This window comes from Streptomyces sp. NPDC025833 (genome assembly GCF_055558055.1).
The window spans coordinates 492,360-509,485 of record NZ_JBVHNF010000002.1; the positions used below are offsets into that span (position 1 = coordinate 492,360).

At 73.1% G+C, this 17,126-nt stretch carries 13 protein-coding genes; 10 read left to right on the forward strand and 3 right to left on the reverse strand.

The genetic code is table 11. From position 1 onward, the window contains the following. The first annotated feature begins 28 nt into the window (after positions 1 to 28). From ACZ4K2_RS04755 to ACZ4K2_RS04775, 5 genes are all read left to right on the forward strand, one after another. Positions 29 to 2,020 (forward strand): alpha-1,4-glucan--maltose-1-phosphate maltosyltransferase, encoded by a 1,992-nt coding sequence (locus tag ACZ4K2_RS04755; protein ID WP_467769942.1) that lies wholly within the window; start codon positions 29 to 31, stop codon positions 2,018 to 2,020. Then, positions 2,017 to 3,732, forward strand: coding sequence for a maltose alpha-D-glucosyltransferase (gene treS / locus ACZ4K2_RS04760; protein WP_467769943.1), 1,716 nt, complete (start codon positions 2,017 to 2,019; stop codon positions 3,730 to 3,732). The genes ACZ4K2_RS04755 and treS overlap by 4 nt, the downstream gene beginning before the upstream one ends. 31 nt (positions 3,733 to 3,763) lie before the next feature. Further along, on the forward strand, positions 3,764 to 5,128 hold the full coding sequence (locus tag ACZ4K2_RS04765) for a maltokinase N-terminal cap-like domain-containing protein (RefSeq protein WP_467479847.1): 1,365 nt from the start codon (positions 3,764 to 3,766) through the stop codon (positions 5,126 to 5,128). A 3-nt stretch (positions 5,129 to 5,131) separates the two neighbouring features. Then, on the forward strand, positions 5,132 to 7,333 hold the full coding sequence (gene glgB / locus ACZ4K2_RS04770; RefSeq protein ID WP_467479848.1) for a 1,4-alpha-glucan branching enzyme: 2,202 nt from the start codon (positions 5,132 to 5,134) through the stop codon (positions 7,331 to 7,333). A 91-nt stretch (positions 7,334 to 7,424) separates the two neighbouring features. After that, the gene (locus tag ACZ4K2_RS04775; protein ID WP_467479849.1) at positions 7,425 to 8,513 is read left to right on the forward strand and encodes a glutamate--cysteine ligase 2; all 1,089 of its coding nucleotides are present in this window, start codon (positions 7,425 to 7,427) and stop codon (positions 8,511 to 8,513) included. Between the two features lie 22 nt (positions 8,514 to 8,535). On the opposite strand, the gene ACZ4K2_RS04780 is transcribed toward ACZ4K2_RS04775, so the two are convergent. Beyond that, complete coding sequence (locus tag ACZ4K2_RS04780) at positions 8,536 to 8,769, reverse strand: DUF6480 family protein (protein WP_467479851.1); 234 nt, start codon at positions 8,767 to 8,769, stop codon at positions 8,536 to 8,538. A 149-nt stretch (positions 8,770 to 8,918) separates the two neighbouring features. On the opposite strand from ACZ4K2_RS04780, the gene ACZ4K2_RS04785 reads away from it, so the two are divergent. From ACZ4K2_RS04785 to ACZ4K2_RS04805, 5 genes are all read left to right on the forward strand, one after another. Further along, a complete protein-coding gene (locus ACZ4K2_RS04785; RefSeq protein ID WP_467479853.1) occupies positions 8,919 to 10,799 on the forward strand; it encodes an AMP-dependent synthetase/ligase in 1,881 nt (626 codons plus the stop codon). A 143-nt stretch (positions 10,800 to 10,942) separates the two neighbouring features. Next, positions 10,943 to 11,377, forward strand: a complete 435-nt coding sequence (locus ACZ4K2_RS04790) for an ATP-binding protein (RefSeq protein WP_467479855.1) — start codon at positions 10,943 to 10,945, stop codon at positions 11,375 to 11,377. Between the two features lie 194 nt (positions 11,378 to 11,571). Next, a complete protein-coding gene (locus ACZ4K2_RS04795) occupies positions 11,572 to 12,948 on the forward strand; it encodes an NAD(P)/FAD-dependent oxidoreductase (protein ID WP_467479857.1) in 1,377 nt (458 codons plus the stop codon). Positions 12,949 to 13,046: 98 nt separating this feature from the next. Further along, a complete protein-coding gene (locus ACZ4K2_RS04800; protein WP_467479859.1) occupies positions 13,047 to 13,256 on the forward strand; it encodes a DUF4287 domain-containing protein in 210 nt (69 codons plus the stop codon). A gap of 96 nt (positions 13,257 to 13,352) precedes the next feature. Continuing rightward, positions 13,353 to 15,575, forward strand: a complete 2,223-nt coding sequence (locus ACZ4K2_RS04805; RefSeq protein WP_467479956.1) for an FUSC family protein — start codon at positions 13,353 to 13,355, stop codon at positions 15,573 to 15,575. A gap of 4 nt (positions 15,576 to 15,579) precedes the next feature. Here the strand turns inward: ACZ4K2_RS04805 and ACZ4K2_RS04810 are convergent, their stop codons facing one another. Continuing rightward, the gene (locus ACZ4K2_RS04810) at positions 15,580 to 16,446 is read right to left on the reverse strand and encodes a SigB/SigF/SigG family RNA polymerase sigma factor (protein ID WP_467479861.1); all 867 of its coding nucleotides are present in this window, start codon (positions 16,444 to 16,446) and stop codon (positions 15,580 to 15,582) included. A 226-nt stretch (positions 16,447 to 16,672) separates the two neighbouring features. Continuing rightward, positions 16,673 to 17,107: an ATP-binding protein gene (locus ACZ4K2_RS04815; protein WP_467479863.1), complete on the reverse strand. Its 435-nt coding sequence runs from the start codon at positions 17,105 to 17,107 to the stop codon at positions 16,673 to 16,675. Positions 17,108 to 17,126 lie beyond the last annotated feature (19 nt).

Genomic DNA, 17,126 nt, shown 5'->3' on the forward strand with positions numbered 1-17,126 from the left:
GGCTTCGCGCACGGCGGAGGTGAGATACATGCGCAGGACCCCGGCCATCGGCCGTGTACCGGTACGTGACGTCCGGCCGGCCGTGGAGTGCGGCAGGCGCCCGGCGAAAGCGGTGGCCGGGGAGACCTTCGAGGTCACCGCCACCGTGTTCCGCGAAGGGCACGACGCCGTGGGCGCCAACGTGGTCCTGCGCGATCCGGCGGGCCGGCGCGGTCCCTGGACGCCCATGCGGGAGCTCGCCCCGGGCAGCGACCGCTGGGGCGCGGAGGTCACCCCGGACTCGACGGGCCACTGGACCTACCGGGTGGAGGCGTGGAGCGATCCGCTGGCGACCTGGCGGCACGTCGCGTCCGTGAAGGTGCCGGCCGGGATCGACACCGGCCTGGTGCTCGAGGACGGCGCCGAGCTGTACGGGCGCGCCGCGGCCGGGGTGCCCCGGGGCCCGGAGCGCGACCTGGTGTCGGCCGCCGCACGGGCCCTCGGTGACGACACCCTGTCGGTGCACCACCGTCTGGAGGCGGCGCTGTCGCCGGAGGTGCGGGGGGTGCTCGCCCGGTATCCGCTGCGGGAGCTGGTGACCGCCTCGGACCCGATGCCGCTGCTGGTGGAACGCGAACGCGCCCTGTACGGCTCCTGGTACGAGTTCTTCCCCCGCTCGGAGGGCACCGCCGAGCAGCCCCACGGCACCTTCCGCACCGCGGCCCGCCGGCTGGAGGCCATCGCGGCGATGGGCTTCGACGTCGTCTACCTGCCCCCCGTCCACCCCATCGGCACCACCTTCCGCAAGGGCCGCAACAACACCCTCACCGCCGGCCCCGACGACGTCGGCGTGCCCTGGGCCATCGGCTCCCCCGAGGGCGGCCACGACGCCGTGCACCCCGCGCTGGGCACCCTGGAGGACTTCGACTTCTTCGTCGCCGAGGCCCGCGCCCACGGCCTGGAGGTCGCCCTCGACTTCGCGCTCCAGTGCTCCCCGGACCACCCGTGGGTCCACAAGCACCCCGAGTGGTTCCACCACCGCCCCGACGGCTCCATCGCCCACGCGGAGAACCCCCCGAAGAAGTACCAGGACATCTACCCCATCGCCTTCGACCAGGACATGGACGGCCTGGTCGCCGAGACGGTCCGGGTGCTGCGGCACTGGACGGACCACGGGGTGCGGATCTTCCGGGTGGACAACCCCCACACCAAACCGGTCGTCTTCTGGGAACGGGTGATCGGCGAGGTCAACCGCGAGGACCCCGACGTGATCTTCCTCGCGGAGGCGTTCACCCGGCCCGCGATGATGCACACGCTCGCCCAGATCGGCTTCCAGCAGTCGTACACGTACTTCACCTGGCGCAACGACAAACAGGAGCTGACCGAGTACCTCACCGAGCTGTCCGGCGAGGCGGCGGCCTGGATGCGGCCCAACCTCTTCCCCAGCACTCCCGACATCCTGCACGCCTACCTCCAGCACGGCGGCCGCCCCGCCTTCGAGGTCCGCGCCGTCCTCGCCGCCACCCTCTCCCCCTCCTGGGGCGTCTACAGCGGCTACGAACTCTGCGAGAACACCCCCCTGCGGGAGGGCAGCGAGGAGTACCTGGACTCGGAGAAGTACCAGCTCAGGCCCCGCGACTGGGAGGCCGCCGCACGCGAGGGCCGCACCATCGCCCCCCTGATCACCCGGCTCAACGAGGTACGCAGGACACACCCCGCGCTGCAGCGCCTGCGCAACCTCCGTTTCCACCCGACCGACAACGACGCCGTGCTCGCCTACAGCAAGAGCACCGGCACGGACACGGTCATCGTGGTCGTCAACCTCGACCCGCAGCACACCCAGGAGGCCACGGTCTCGTTGGACATGCCGCAACTCGGCCTGGACTGGGACGCCGCCCTGTCGGTGCACGACGAACTGACGGGCGAGACGTACCGCTGGGGCAGGACCAACTACGTGCGGCTGACGCCCGGTGACGCGCCGGCGCACGTGCTCCACGCCGGGCGTGCGACGCCCCAGAACGGAGGGCCCGCAGCCTCATGACCGTCAACGAGCCCGTACCGGACACCTTCGAGGACACCCCCGCCAAGGACCGGGACCCGGAGTGGTTCAAACGCGCCGTCTTCTACGAGGTCCTGGTCCGCTCCTTCCACGACAGCAACGGCGACGGCGTGGGCGACCTGAGGGGCCTGACCGCCAAGCTGGACTACCTCCAGTGGCTCGGCGTGGACTGCCTGTGGTTGCCGCCGTTCTTCAAGTCCCCGCTGCGGGACGGCGGTTACGACGTCGCCGACTACACCGCCGTCCTTCCGGAATTCGGCGACCTGGCCGACTTCGTGGAGTTCGTGGACGCCGCCCACCAGCGCGGCATGCGCGTGATCATCGACTTCGTCATGAACCACACCAGCGACCAGCACCCGTGGTTCCTGGAGTCCCGCAAGAACCCCGAAGGCCCCTACGGCGACTACTACATGTGGGCCGACGACGACAAGCAGTACCAGGACGCGCGGATCATCTTCGTCGACACCGAGGTCTCCAACTGGACCTTCGACCCGGTCCGCGGCCAGTACTACTTCCACCGCTTCTTCTCCCACCAGCCGGACCTGAACTACGAGAACCCGGCCGTGCAGGAGGAGGTGCTCGCCGCCCTGCGCTTCTGGCTCGACCTGGGCATCGACGGGTTCCGGCTGGACGCGGTGCCCTACCTCTACTCGGAGGAGGGCACCAACTGCGAGAACCTGCCCGCCACACACGCCTTCCTCAGGCGGGTCCGGCGGGAGATCGACGCGATGTACCCGGACACCGTGCTCCTCGCCGAGGCGAACCAGTGGCCCGAGGACGTCGTCGACTACTTCGGCGACTACAGCACCGGCGGCGACGAGTGCCACATGGCGTTCCACTTCCCCGTCATGCCGCGCATCTTCATGGCCGTGCGCCGCGAGTCCCGCCACCCCGTCTCCGAGATCCTGGCCAAGACGCCGGCCATCCCCACCCACTGCCAGTGGGGGATCTTCCTGCGCAACCACGACGAGCTGACCCTGGAGATGGTCACCGACGAGGAACGCGACTACATGTGGGCGGAGTACGCCAAGGACCCCCGCATGCGCGCCAACATCGGCATCCGCCGGCGCCTGGCCCCCCTGCTCGACAACGACCGCAACCAGATCGAGCTGTTCACCGCGCTGCTGCTGTCCCTGCCCGGCTCGCCGATCCTCTACTACGGCGACGAGATCGGCATGGGCGACAACATCTGGCTCGGCGACCGCGACGCGGTGCGCACCCCCATGCAGTGGACACCCGACCGCAACGCCGGCTTCTCCTCCTGCGACCCCGGACGCCTCTTCCTGCCCACGATCATGGACCCCGTCCACGGCTACCAGGTCACCAACGTGGAAGCCTCCATGTCGTCCCCGTCCAGCCTGCTGCACTGGACCCGCCGCATGATCGAGATCCGCAAGCAGAACCCCGCCTTCGGACTCGGCTCGTTCACGGAACTGACCTCGTCCAACCCGGCGGTCCTGGCGTTCCTGCGCGAGTACGGCGACGACCTGGTGCTGTGCGTGAACAACTTCTCCCGCTTCGCCCAGCCCACCGAACTCGACCTGCGTGCCTACGACGGACGGCACCCCGTCGAGCTGATCGGCGGCGTCCGGTTCCCGGCGATCGGTGAACTGCCCTACCTGCTCACCCTGCAGGGCCACGGCTTCTACTGGTTCCGGCTCACCCGAGTCGCATCCCGCATCGGCCGCCGCTGACCCGCCGGCGCCGAGGAAAGGACGCGTCACCATGCCGAAGACCATCACCCCCCGACCGCGCGCCGCCGCCGGCGCCGACGGGCCCCTGGCCTCGCTGGGCGGTCTGCTGCGCGAATGGCTGCCGAGGCAACGCTGGTTCGCGGGCAAGGACCGGCCCGTCACCGATCTGTCGGTGCTGTCCGTGACCGAGCTGTTCCCGGGCTGCCTGCACCTGCTGGTGCACGCTTCGCACGCGCCGGTGCCCGCCCCCGGCGGCACTCCCCCGCCCGGGGACTGCTACCAGTTGCTGCTGGGGCTGCGCCGGCACCTCGCCCCGCGCCTGCAACGGGCGTTCATCGGCCGCGCCGAGGAGGGCCCGCTGGCCGGCCTCGCGGTGTACGACGCGCTGTACGACCCGCGCTCGGCCGACCTGCTGCTGGAGCGGCTGCGCCGGCCCGGCGCGGCGGGCCCGCTGCGCTTCGGGACGGCCCCGGAGGCCGAGCTGCCCGGGGGGCTGCCGCCGCGGCTGCTGGACGCCGAGCAGTCCAACTCCTCGATCGTGTACGGCGACGCGTACATCCTCAAGGTGTTCCGGCGGATCCAGCCGGGCGTCAACCCGGACCTGGAGGTACCGGCGGCACTGGCCGCGCAGGGCTGCGCGCGGGTGCCCGCGCCGGTGGCGTGGTTCACCACGACCGCCCCGCGCCGGGCCACCCTCGGTGTGCTCCAGCCGTTCCTGCCGGACGCCACCGACGGCTGGTCGCTGGCGCTCGGCGCGCTGGCCGCGGGCGAGGACTTCACCGCCGAGGCCCACGCGCTGGGCCGCGCCATGGCCGAGGTGCACCTCGCGCTGGCCGAGGCGTTCCCGCCGGCCGGGCCGGGCGAGAACGGCCGCACGGCCGACGCGATGTGCGCGCGGCTGGACGCCGCCGCGCACGCGGTGCCGGACCTGCTCCCCTTCGTGCCGGGGCTGAAGGCCGCGTTCGGGGCGCTGGCCACCTGCGACGCCGGACCGCCCGCCCAGCGCATCCACGGCGACCTGCACCTCGGGCAGGTGCTGCGGGCGGGCCGCGACTGGTTCGTCATCGACTTCGAGGGCGAGCCGTCCCGTCCGCTGGCCGAACGGCGGGCCCCGCAGTCCCCGGTGCGCGACGTCGCCGGGATGCTGCGCTCCTTCGACTACGCGGCCCGGCAGCGGCGCCCCTGGCGACCCGAGTGGGCGCGCCGCTGCCGGGAGGCGTTCTGCGCCGGCTACGCGGCCCGCGCGGGCTGGGATCCACGCAAGAAGCACGCGCTGCTGCGCGCGCACGAGACGGACAGGGCGGTCTACGAGGTGCTGTACGAGGCGAGACACCGACCGGACTGGCTGCCGGTCCCGATGGCGGCGATCAAACGGCTCGCCGTGTGGGGAGGCTGACCCATGGCGCTGAAGGACACCACGCGTCCCGAGACCGCGGGCCCCGTGCCGCCCGCGGCCGTCCCGCTGGACCCGGCCGACCGCGGCCGGCTGCTGGCCGGCGCGCACCACGATCCGCACGCCCTGCTGGGCGCCCACCCGGTGCCGGGCGGCACGCTGTTCCGGGCGCTGCGCCCGAACGCGCGGTCGGTGAGTGTCGTGATCGACGGCACCCGCACCGAGATGTGGTCGGAGGGCGACGGACTCTTCGCCACCGTCCTGCCCCTCGCGGAGATCCCGCCGTACACCCTCGCGGTGGCGTACGGCGACGCGGAGCAGGAGGTGCAGGACCCGTACCGCTTCCTGCCCGCCCTCGGCGAGCTGGACCTGCACCTGATCCGGGAGGGCCGGCACGAGCGGCTCTGGCGGGCGCTCGGCGCCGAGCCGATGGTCCACCAGGGCGTGGCAGGCACCCGCTTCACCGTCTGGGCGCCCAACGCGCGAGGGGTGCGGGTGGCCGGGGACTTCACGTACTGGGACGGCACCCAGTACCCGATGCGGTCGCTCGGCGCGTCCGGGGTGTGGGAGCTGTTCCTGCCCGGGATCGGCGAGGGCACCCGGTACAAGTTCGAGATCACCTCCCGGTACGGGCACCGGTTCCTGAAGGCCGACCCGATGGCGCGGTGCGCGGAGGTGCCGCCGGACACCGCGTCGGTGGTGACGTCGTCCGGGTACGAGTGGGGCGACGCCGAGTGGATGGCGCACCGCGGTGACACACCCGTGCACCAGGCGCCGCTCTCGGTGTACGAGGTGCACCTGCCCTCGTGGCGGCCCGGCCTGTCGTACCGCGAGCTGGCGGAGGAACTCCCCGCCTACGCCAAGGACATGGGCTTCACCCATGTGGAGCTGATGCCGGTGGCCGGGCATCCCTTCAGCGGCTCCTGGGGCTACCAGGTCACGTCCTACTACGCGCCCACCCCGCGGCTGGGCTCCCCCGACGACTTCCGCCACTTCGTGGACGCCTGCCACCGGGCCGGTCTCGGCGTGATCATGGACTGGGTGCCGGCGCACTTCCCGAAGGACGACTGGGCGCTGGCCCGGTTCGACGGGGACCCGCTGTACGAGCCCGGGAACGCCACGCGGGCCGAGCACCCGGACTGGGGCACGTACGAGTTCGACTACGGCCGCACCGAGGTGCGCAACTTCCTCGTGGCGAACGCGGTGTACTGGTGTGAGGAGTTCCACATCGACGGGCTGCGCGTGGACGCGGTCGCCTCGATGCTCTACCTGGACTACTCGCGCGACTCCGGCCAGTGGGAGCCGAACGTGTTCGGCGGCCGGGAGGACCTCGACGCGGTCGCCTTCCTCCAGGAGATGAACGCCACGGTGTACCGGCGCTGCCCGGGCGTGGTGACCATCGCCGAGGAGTCCACCGCCTGGGACGGGGTGACCCGGCCCACGGACTCCGGCGGGCTCGGGTTCGGGCTGAAGTGGAACATGGGCTGGATGCACGACTCGCTCCAGTACATCCAGAAGGAGCCGGTGCACCGCAAGTACCACCACGACGAGATGACGTTCTCGGTGGTGTACGCCTACAGCGAGAACTACGTCCTGCCCATCTCCCACGACGAGGTGGTCCACGGCAAGCAGGCGCTGGTGTCGAAGATGCCCGGCGACTGGTGGCAGCGACGTGCGAACCACCGTGCCTACCTGGCCTTCATGTGGGCCCACCCGGGCAAGCAACTGCTGTTCATGGGGCAGGAGTTCGCCCAGGGCGCCGAGTGGTCCGAGGCACACGGCCCGGAGTGGTGGCTGCTCGGCGACGACTACCACTCCGCCGGTGACCACCGGGGCGTGCGGGACCTGGTGCGGGACCTGAACGCGGTGTACCGGGCGACGCCGGCGCTGTGGCAGCGGGACACCGACCCGGGCGGCTTCCGGTGGGTGCTGTGCGACGCCGCGGACGACAACGTCCTGGCGTTCCTGAGGTTCGCCGCCGACGGCGCCCCCCTGCTGGCGGTGTCGAACTTCTCCCCCGTCGTCCGGCGGGACTACCGCCTGCGGGTGCCCGGCGACGTGCCCGCCTGGCGGGAGGTGCTGAACACCGACGACGTCCGCTACGGGGGCGGCGGGGTCGGCACCGGGGCGCCGGCCGGGCCCCGGGACGAGCACCTGACGGTGACGCTGCCGCCGCTCGCCACCGTCTGGCTGGCGCCGGAGGGCTGAGAGCCGCAGGTGTCGGCGGCCGTCCCAGGGGCAGTCGGGGTCGTACGGATCCACGACTGCCCCCGCGGCACGGACAGAAGGGCGGCACCAGGTGCGCACCGTCGGAGTGGAGGAGGAACTCCTCCTGGTCGACCCGGACAGCGGCGACCCCAAGGCGCTGGCGGCGCCGGTACTCGCCCGCGCGGCTCGGGACGGCTCCGGGGACGACGTGTTCGAGAAGGAACTGTTCGGGCAGATGCTGGAGTTCGCCACGCATCCGCAGTCGGACATGACGGCCCTCGGCGAGGAGATCGTCCGCTGCCGCAAGGAGGCGGCCCGGCACGCCGGGGAGATCGGCTGCGGGGTGGCGGCGCTCGCCAGCTCGCCGCTGCCGGTCAGCCCCTCCCTGAACATGAACGAGCGCTACCGGTGGCTGGCCGAGCGGTACGGCGTGCCCACCCGGGAGCAGCTCGTGTGCGGCTGCCACGTCCACGTGTCGGTGGAGTCCGACGAGGAGGGCGTCGCCGTCCTCGACCGGATCCGCCCCTGGCTGCACGTGCTGCGCGCGATCAGCGGGAACTCCCCGTTCTGGCAGGGGCGTGACACCAACTACGCCAGCTACCGCAGCCGGGTGTGGAACCGCTGGCCGTCGGCCGGGCCGACCGAGCCGTTCGGGACCCCGGAGGAGTACCACCGGCGGGTGGCCGACATGGTCGCGACCGGGGTCATCCTGGACGACGGCATGGTGTACTTCGACGCGCGGCTGTCCGCCCGCTACCCCACCGTGGAGCTCCGGGTGGCGGACGTGTGCCTGGGCGCGGAGACCACCGTACTGATCGCGACGCTGAGCCGGGCCCTGGTGGAGACGGCGGCGCGGGACTGGCGGGCGGGCCGGCCGGTGTCCGACCCGGGGGTCAGCCTGCTCCGGCTGGCCGACTGGCAGGCCGCCCGGTTCGGACTGGACGAGGACCTGCTCGACCCGGCCACCCTGCGGCCCCGGCCCGCCCGGGAGGTGCTGGGCGCCCTGCTGGAGCACGTCGGGGACGCGCTCGGCGGCAGCGGCGACGCGGACCGCGCCGAGCGGACCGTCGAGGAGCTGCTGCGCAGCGGCAACGGCGCCCGCGAACAGCGCGAACTGCTGGAGCGGACCGGCAGCCTGCGGGACGTCGTCACCGAGTGCGTGCGGCGCACGCAGGCGTGAGCGCCCCGCGGGCCACCGGGGTTCACAGGATCAGGATCAGGGCGTAGACCAGGAAGAACGCCGCGATCAGCGCGACCAGGAGCAGGATCAGCGTCAGCGGGGCCTTGGCCCAGCCCCGGCTCCTGGCCTCCGGCTCCTGGGGTCCGGCCTCGGGCATGCTGCTCTCGGCGGGCGGTGTCTCACCGGGCGGAACTCCCCCGCCGGGTTCCAGTCCGGTCGTGCGCTCGGGTTCCGGGTCGGGGTTCACATGGCTCATGTCCCCCGAGTCCCCCGGTTACGCGCACATCATCAGCCGATCACGACTTCTCCGTTCCCGTCACCGGGCGCGGACACCTGGGCTACATTCGAGCACCGCCGACACCGAGCCGATCGGCGCAGTGGCCCTCCGCACACCAGGAGCAGCGCATGCGCGACGTCGCCCTCGCTCCCGTCCCGCCGCTCACCGGCGGCCTCGCCGACAGCGTCTTCACGACGGCGGAGCGGACCCCGGACCTGCCGGTGCTGGCGCGCCGCGCCGGTTCCGCCGCGTCCGGCTGGGAGGAGGTGACGGCGGCCGGGCTGCGGGACGAGGTGGTCGGGCTGGCCAAGGGCCTGATCGCGGCCGGGATCTCGCCCGGCCACCGGGTGGCCCTGATGGCCCGCACCCGCTACGAGTGGACGGTGCTGGCCCACGCGCTGTGGACCGTGGGCGCCGAGATCGTGCCGGTCCATCCGGCCGCCGCCCGGGACGAGGTCGAGCGGATCCTGCGGGACACGGGCTGTGTGGCCGTGGTCGTGGAGGACGAGCAGGGCGCGATGACCGTGGGCACCGCGTGTACGCGGCTGCCGCGGCTGCGGCACGTCTGGCAGCTCGACGCGGGCGCGCCGGCCGCTCTCGCCGACCGGGGCTCGGTGATCCCGTACACCACGGTGGAGTCGCTGCGCCGGATCGTGCTGCCGGACTCCACGGCCGCCGTCGTCCACACCTCCGGCACCACCGGGCGCCCGCTGGGCTGCGCGCTCAGCCACCGGGGCCTGGCTCATGCGGGCGACCGGCTGCGGGCCGGCCGGGCGCACCTCGCGGCGCCCCCGGGTGAGCGGCCGTCGGTGCTGGCCTTCCTGCCGTTCTCCCTCGTCCACGGCCTGACGGTCATGGTGATGTGTGTGCGCGGCGGGGTGCTGATGGCGCACGAGCCCGAGCTGACCGAGGCGGCGCTGACCTCGTCCCTGGGCACGTTCCGGCCGACGTTCCTGCCCGGTGCGCCGTGGGTGTTCGAGCGGCTGTACAAGACGTTCCTGCGGACCGCCGGGCAGGACGGCCGGGGCGCCCTGTTCGAGCGGGCCGCGCGGACGGCGCGGGACTTCGCCGCGGCCGAGGAGCGCCGGCGGCTGGGCACCGGACCGGGCCCGGGACTGGAACTGCGGCTCCAGCACGCGCTGTACGAGCGGACGGTGTACCGCGGGCTGCGGGCCGCGCTCGGCGGCCGGGTGCTGCGGGGCGCCTCCTGCGGGTCCGCGCTGGACCGCGAGCTGTGTCTGTTCTACGCGGGCATCGGCGTCCCCCTCCTCGACGGGTACGGGCTCACCGAGTCCTCCGGCGTGATCACCGCGCAGCCGCCCGGCCGGGCGAAGTACGGGACCGTCGGGCGGCCGCTGCCGGGCACGGAGATCGAGGTGGCGGACGACGGGGAGATCCTCGTGCGCGGGCCCTCGGTGTTCCAGGGGTACGCCGGTGCCGGGGCGGCGGCGCGGGGCGGCCGGCTGGCCACCGGGGACCTCGGCCGGCTGGACCCCGAGGGCTATCTGACGATCACCGGGCGCAAGCGGGACACCATCGTCACCAGCGGCGGCAGGAGCGTGGCGCCGGCCCCGCTGGAGCGGCGGCTGCGCCGGCACCCGCTGGTCCGGCAGGCGGTGGTGGTCGGCGACGGCCGGCCCTGCGTCGGCGCCCTGATCACCCTGGATGCGGACTTCCTCGGGCACTGGCGGGCCGCGCTGGCACTGCCGGGAGACCGTCCCGTCCGGGAGCTCCGCGAGGAGAACGCGCTGCGGGAGGAGATCGCGCGGGCCGTGGCCCACGCCAACAGCGGGGTGCCCCGCGCGGAGTCGATCAGGGTCTACCGTGTGCTGCAGGAACCGTTCGCGCCGCACGACGGGTTCCTCACACCGTCCATGACACTGCGCCGGGACGCCGTCGTGCGGCACCACGCGGCCGAGATCGAGGCGATGTACCAGGCGCGTCACCGGTCACGCCCGTTCGTCCCGGAGCCCGCCGAGTGGGACGAGACGGACGACGTCTTCCGCTGAGCAGGGGTGCCCGGCCCACCGGGCCGAAGGGAGACGGATAGTCCGCGCAGCCCGGGGAACCCGCAGCGGAGCGAGAGATCAGCAACGACGAGCGTGCTGGTCGGAGGGACCGACCCCTCCGGGCCGGGACCGGAGATTGCGAGATGGTGACGGAGCCGCGTTGGGACGACACACCGCCCTCGGAGGAGAGCCACGAGCGTACGTTCTCCTTCCCGGGTGAGCTGCGCAACGTCACGGGGGCGCGGATCGCGGCGGAGGAGTACCTGTGCTCGCTCGCCCGGAACGCGCCGCCGGGCGAGCACGAGTACTGGGACGACATCCTGCTGGTCGTGACGGAGCTGGCCGCGAACGCGATCCAGTACGCGCCCGGCCCGTTCGACCTGCGGATGCGCCGTACCTTCGACGGGGTGCACGTGACGATGCGGGACACGAACCGGACGGCGCCGGAGCCACGGCCCTTCCACCCGCGCACGGGTGGCGGCGGCATCGGCTGGCACCTGATGCACACACTGTGCACCCAGGTCAGCGTCGTCGTGCACGACAAGGGCAAGGACATCCACGCCTTCCTGCCCTGGTGACGGCTGCCGGCGTGCAGGCGCGGGCGGGCCGGTCACCCCGTCTGGCGCGGGGGCCTTCCGGTCCGCACACGTTCGGCTGCCTGCCGCGCCCCGCTGGCGCAGCGGTCGGGGGCGCGGTGAGATCGGAGTTGGTGCGCGCTGATCCGGGACAGGCGGACGGCGTCGGTTCGGACCGCCTGAGGCCGCAGAAAGGGATGGACACAGTGACACGACCCAGGATCCTGGTGGTGGGCGCCGGCTTCGCCGGAGTCGAGTGCGTTCGCCGCCTGGAGCGAAAACTCGCCCCCGACGAGGCCGACGTCGCCCTGGTGACGCCGTTCGCCTACCAGTTGTACCTGCCGCTGCTGCCCCAGGTCGCCTCCGGTGTGCTCACACCGCAGTCGATCGCCCTGTCCCTGCGCCGGAGCACGCGGTACCGCACCCGGATCATCCCGGGCGGCGCGATCGGCGTGGACCTGAAGTCCAAGGTGTGCGTCGTCCGCACCATCACGGACAAGATCGTCAACGAGCGCTACGACTACATCGTGCTCGCCCCGGGCAGTGTGACCCGCACCTTCGACATCCCCGGCCTGACCGATCACGCCTTCGGGATGAAGACCCTCGCCGAGGCCGCCTACATCCGCGACCACGTCATCTCGCAGCTCGACCTGGCGGACGCCAGCGACGATCCGGCCGAGCGGGCCGCGCGGCTGCAGTTCGTGGTGGTCGGCGGCGGCTACGCGGGCACCGAGACCGCGGCCTGCCTGCAACGGCTGACGCACGCCGCCGTCGAGCGCTACCCGCGCCTGGACCCGGGCCTGATCAAGTGGCACCTGATCGACATCGCGCCCAAGCTCATGCCGGAGCTGGGCGACAAGCTCGGCCGCAGCGCCCAGGCGATCCTCGGGCGGCGCGGCATCGAGATCTCGCTGGGCGTGTCGATCGCCAAGGCCGGACCGGAGGAGGTCACCTTCACCGACGGCCGGGTGGTGCCGACGCACACCCTGATCTGGACGGCCGGTGTGGTCGCCAGCCCCCTGATGGCCACGCTCGACGCGGAGACGGTCAAGGGCCGGCTGGCGGTCACCGCCGAGATGTGCCTGCCGGGGTACGACGGGGTGTTCGCGCTCGGTGACTCGGCGGCCGTCCCGGACCTGGCCAAGGAGCAGGAGGGCGCGTTCTGCCCGCCCACCGCGCAGCACGCCATGCGGCAGGGCAAGCGGGTCGCCGACAACGTCATGGCGACGCTGCGGGGCCTGCCGATGCGGCCGTACGAGCACCGGGACCTGGGGCTGGTGGTGGACCTCGGCGGCAAGGACGCGGTGTCCAAGCCGCTCGGCATCGAGCTGCGCGGGGTGCCCGCGCAGGCGGTGGCCCGCGGCTACCACTGGTCGGCGCTGCGCACCAACGTCGCCAAGACCCGGGTGATGACAAACTGGCTGCTGAACGCGGTCGCGGGTGACGATTTCGTCCGCACGGGCTTCCAGGCCCGCAAGCCCGCCCGGCTGAAGGACTTCGAGTACACCGACTCGTACCTGACGCCGGAGCAGGTGCGCGAGCGGGTGGGGGACATCGCTCTCGACCGGCCGTGATGTGACCGGGAACACCCCGAGGCCGCCGATCATTTCCCACCCGACCGGCGGTCTTCCCCTGTGACCGCACCACGTCACACGGATGGGACGCACCAACGATGACCGAGAAGACCGTCAAGGGCCCGGCGAGCTACTTCCCCTCGATCGAGAAGAAGTACGGCCGCCCGGTCGCCGAGTGGCAGGAGCTGATCCGCTCCTCGCCGCTGACCCGGCACATGGAGCTGGTGGGCTGGCTGAAGTCGGAGCACGGGATCGGGCACGGCCACGCCAACGCCCTGGTGGCCGCGACCCTGGCCGAGGGCAGGTAGTCCGGACCCGCGTGCGATGCTGGGACGGAGATCTTTTTCTTACACGGGAGAGAGCACGGCGGCGTGAGCGCAGCGGCACGGTCGGGACGGGTACGCATGTGGGACCGGCTCGCGGCGTCGGACCCAGGACTGCTCCGGCTCACCGCGGGACTGCGCACGGTCGTCGCGATCGCCCTGACGCTCGCCGTGCTCGCCGTGCTGCGGGTCCCGGTGCCCCACCTGGTGGCCGGCGCCATGGCGGCCATGGTCTCCACCTTCGCCATCCGGGAGAAGCAGCGCGGCCCGCAGGCCGTCACGCTCGCCCTCGGCCTGCCGGTGGCGCTGGTCTCGGTGTCGCTCGGCGCCGTGCTCAGCCAGCGGGTCGTCGCCGGGGACCTGTTCTTCGTCGTCCTCATCGCGTGCGCCGTCTACGGCCGCCGGTTCGGCGACCGGGGCACGGCGCTCGGGCTGATCGGCTTCCAGATCTACTTCCTCTCCCTGTTCGTGGGGGCGACGACGTCCGGGCTGCCGGCTCTGTTCGGCGTCATCGCGGTGGCGTTCGCGTGCAGCGCCGCCGCCCGCTTCGTGCTGCTGCCGCAGACCCCGGCGGGCACCCTGGACCGGATGCGGCGGGCCTTCCGCGCCCGCCTCGCGCAGCTCATCGCCGCGCAGACCGAGCTGCTGGACGCCGGACCCGACGACGTGGACAAGGTCCTGGAGGACCTGCGCACCGGCACCGCGCGGCTGCACGAGACGGCCCTCATGATCCAGGGGCGGCTGGAGGACGGCACCTCCGACCCGGCGGTGGCCCGGCTGCTGCAGCGCCGCATCGCCGACGCCGAGATCGCCGCCGAGCGGCTCGGCCTGCTGCTGCTCACCGCGCGCAGCGCCGAGCGGACCGACACCCTGACCCTGCACCTGCCCGGCGCCGCGCTGCCGTCCGGCGGCGAACTGCCGGTGCGCGACGAGGCGACGGCCGCGCTGCGCCGGGACCTCAAGTCGCTGCGGGTGCTGATGCTGCGCCCGGCCGGCGAGGCGTCGGGGACCGCGCTCGCCCAGGTGCGCAACCGGCTGCTGGGCTACCGCGAGGAGGAGAACCTGCCCGCGGCCGCCCCGGCGGTCCAGGACGTCTTCCGCGGGCTCGGTGAGGCCGCCCGGGCCGCGCTGGGCCTGCGGGTCGCGCTGGACGGACCGCAGGACGAGTCCGACGACACCCCCGCCACCGCCCGCTCCCGCGAGGAGCTGGACGCGGAGGACGCCGCGATCGAGATCAGCGAGGAGAGCGAGCCGGAGAAGGCGGAGCCGACCGGGCTCCAGCGGCCCACCACGCGGGCCGCGGTGCAGGTGGCCGTCGGCTCGTCGCTGGCCATCGCCGGTGGCGAACTGCTGTCCAGTCAGCGCTGGTACTGGGCCGTGCTGACCTGCTGGATCGTGTTCATCAACACCGCCTCCACCGGCGAGATCCTGGTGAAGGGCTACCGGCGGCTGCTGGGCACGGTGCTCGGCGTGGTGGCCGGGATCGGGCTCGCCGGGCTGGTGGGGCACCACACGTGGACGGCGTTCGCGCTGGTGCTGCTGTTCATCTTCGCGATGTTCTACACCGCGCCCCTGTCGTACACGCTGATGTCGTTCTTCGTCACGGCGATGCTGGGGCTGCTGTACACGCTGCTGAACACGTACAGCGCGGCGGTGCTGGTGCTGCGGATCGAGGAGACGGCGCTCGGCGCCGCCTGCGGGGTGATCGCGGCGGCCGTGGTGCTGCCGATCCGCACCGACCGCCGGACGAACGACCTCCTCGTGGCGGTCCTGGACCGGCTCGCCGAGCTGACGCGGGAAGCCGTCGACCAGCTGAGCGGCGGCTCCTCCGGCGACCTGGTGGAGCAGGCGCGCGAGCTGGACCAGGCGCTGGCCGACCTGCGGGCGGCAAGCCAGCCGCTGACCCATCCGATCACGCCGCTGCGCTCACGCCGGGACACCGCCCGGTACGTGGTGGCCCTGCTGGAGACGTGCGCCTACCACGGGCGCTCCCTCGCGGCCACGGCCGAACTGCTGCCGACTCACCCGGCGATCGCGGCGGACCCGCGGCTGAAGGGGGCGTGCGGGCGGATCGTGCACAACATCGAGGCGATCGCCGCGCACGTGGCGGACCCGCGGGCCGCCGTGGAGATCGAGACCGGCTCCAGCATCGCGTCGATGCTGGAGCCGGGAACCCTGCGCACCCCGCGCTACGGCCGGGTGACCGACCGGGTGCTGCGTCATCTGCAGCGGCTGGACGAGGCCGTCTCCGGCCTGGCGCGTCCGCTCGGCGTCGCGGGCGGGCCGGCCCAGCCCCGCGGGTGAGCGGTCACCGGGGGCCGGCGCCCGGGCGGCGGCTGCCCAGCACCTCGTCGCGGACGCGGGCGCAGCTCCGGCTGATCAGCCGGGAGACGTGCATCTGGGAGATGCCGAGCCGGTCGGCGATCCGGCTCTGCGTCATGTCCTCGAAGAAGCGCATGTAGAGGATGGCCCGCTCCCGCTCGGGCAGCCGGCGCAGCCCCTCCTTGGCGGCCTCGCGGTCGACCACGACGTCGTAGGAGGTCTCCGTCTCGCCGAGGGTGTCGGCGAGGCTGTAGCCGTCGTCGCCGGCGGACAGCTCGGCGTCCAGGGAGAGGGTGCTGAAGCTCTCCAGCGCCTCCAGGCCGGCGTTCACCTCCTCCTCGGTGAGCCCGGTGTGGGCGGCGAGGTCGGCCACGCTGGGTTCCGGGCTCCCGGGGTGCTGGGTGAGCTCACGCCGGGCCACCCGCACCCGGTTGCGCAGCTCCTGTACCCGGCGGGGCACCCGCAGGGCCCACATCCGGTCGCGGAAGTGCCGCTTGACCTCACCGGTGATCGTCGGCACCGCGTAACTCTCGAAGGCACCGCGGGAGGGGTCGAAGCGGTCGACGGCCTTCACCAGTCCCAGTGCGGCCACCTGCCGCAGGTCCTCGACGGACTCGCCGCGGTCGCGGAACCGGCCGGCGATCCGGTGGGCCATGGGCAGCCAGGCGGTCACGAGCTCGTCGCGCACGGCGTCCCGCTCGGGTCCCTCGTCCAGGTTCGCCAGCCGGGAGAAAAGTTCCGCGGTGTCGGGCGCGTCGTCGTGGTTGCGGCGGCCAGGGGCGGGGGAGGTGGCGGCGTGGGCGCCGGCGGGCGCGGTCGCGCCGGGACGGTTCGTCGACAGGTCGGTCAGCATGCGGAATCGCTCCTGAACGTGGTTTCAGGGCACGGCCGGAACAGTGGTTCCGGGTCAGGCCCGAACGGTGGTGTCAGGGGTCGCCGCGGGGAGCCACGGGGCACGCGAGGTGCGTGCCCCGGCAGCGGTTCCCCGCCGGGCGCGCGCCTCCGGTCCGAAGCACGAAACTCCGCCTGCCCCCCGGTGGTGGGGGCAAACGCCGCGTCGCGGAACTTCCGCCACCGCTTCAGTTCAGGGGGACGACGGCCGTGATGCGCTTGCCCCCGCAGGGCAGCTCGGCGACGCGGACGTCCCGTGCCAGCCGGCACACGAGGGGCCAGCCGCGGCCGTGCGGCCGGGTGCGGTCCTGCTCGTCCCCGGGCCGGGGGGCGACCGGGAGCTCGTCGCTGCGGTCGCTCACCGAGACCCGGACGCCGCCGGAGTCGACGCCGACGTCGAAGCCGGTGATGCCGCCGCCGTGCAGGAGGGCGTTGGTGGTCAGTTCGGAGGTGACGAGCAGCGCGTCCGACACCGCCTCGGGCGGGCACGGCAGGGCGCGTGCCCGGCAGGCCTCGGTCATCGCCCGCTCCACGGTCCTGCGGGCCTCGGCCGGCCGGCCGGGCACGCGTGGACGGGGATCCGGCCGGGCCGCGGAGGAGTTGGTCCGGTGCATGGCGAGCATCCTTTCCTCCCTGGACGGT

Excerpts from the sequence above, each read along its gene's own strand:
- ACZ4K2_RS04755 (WP_467769942.1), top strand. The coding sequence starts at position 29 with ATGCGCAGGACCCCGGCCATCGGCCGTGTACCGGTACGTGACGTCCGG.
- treS (WP_467769943.1), top strand. The coding sequence starts at position 2,017 with ATGACCGTCAACGAGCCCGTACCGGACACCTTCGAGGACACCCCCGCC.
- ACZ4K2_RS04765 (WP_467479847.1), top strand. The coding sequence starts at position 3,764 with ATGCCGAAGACCATCACCCCCCGACCGCGCGCCGCCGCCGGCGCCGAC.
- glgB (WP_467479848.1), top strand. The coding sequence starts at position 5,132 with ATGGCGCTGAAGGACACCACGCGTCCCGAGACCGCGGGCCCCGTGCCG.
- ACZ4K2_RS04780 (WP_467479851.1), bottom strand. The coding sequence starts at position 8,769 with ATGAGCCATGTGAACCCCGACCCGGAACCCGAGCGCACGACCGGACTG.
- ACZ4K2_RS04785 (WP_467479853.1), top strand. The coding sequence starts at position 8,919 with ATGCGCGACGTCGCCCTCGCTCCCGTCCCGCCGCTCACCGGCGGCCTC.
- ACZ4K2_RS04790 (WP_467479855.1), top strand. The coding sequence starts at position 10,943 with ATGGTGACGGAGCCGCGTTGGGACGACACACCGCCCTCGGAGGAGAGC.
- ACZ4K2_RS04795 (WP_467479857.1), top strand. The coding sequence starts at position 11,572 with ATGGACACAGTGACACGACCCAGGATCCTGGTGGTGGGCGCCGGCTTC.
- ACZ4K2_RS04800 (WP_467479859.1), top strand. The coding sequence starts at position 13,047 with ATGACCGAGAAGACCGTCAAGGGCCCGGCGAGCTACTTCCCCTCGATC.
- ACZ4K2_RS04805 (WP_467479956.1), top strand. The coding sequence starts at position 13,353 with ATGTGGGACCGGCTCGCGGCGTCGGACCCAGGACTGCTCCGGCTCACC.
- ACZ4K2_RS04810 (WP_467479861.1), bottom strand. The coding sequence starts at position 16,446 with ATGCTGACCGACCTGTCGACGAACCGTCCCGGCGCGACCGCGCCCGCC.
- ACZ4K2_RS04815 (WP_467479863.1), bottom strand. The coding sequence starts at position 17,107 with ATGCTCGCCATGCACCGGACCAACTCCTCCGCGGCCCGGCCGGATCCC.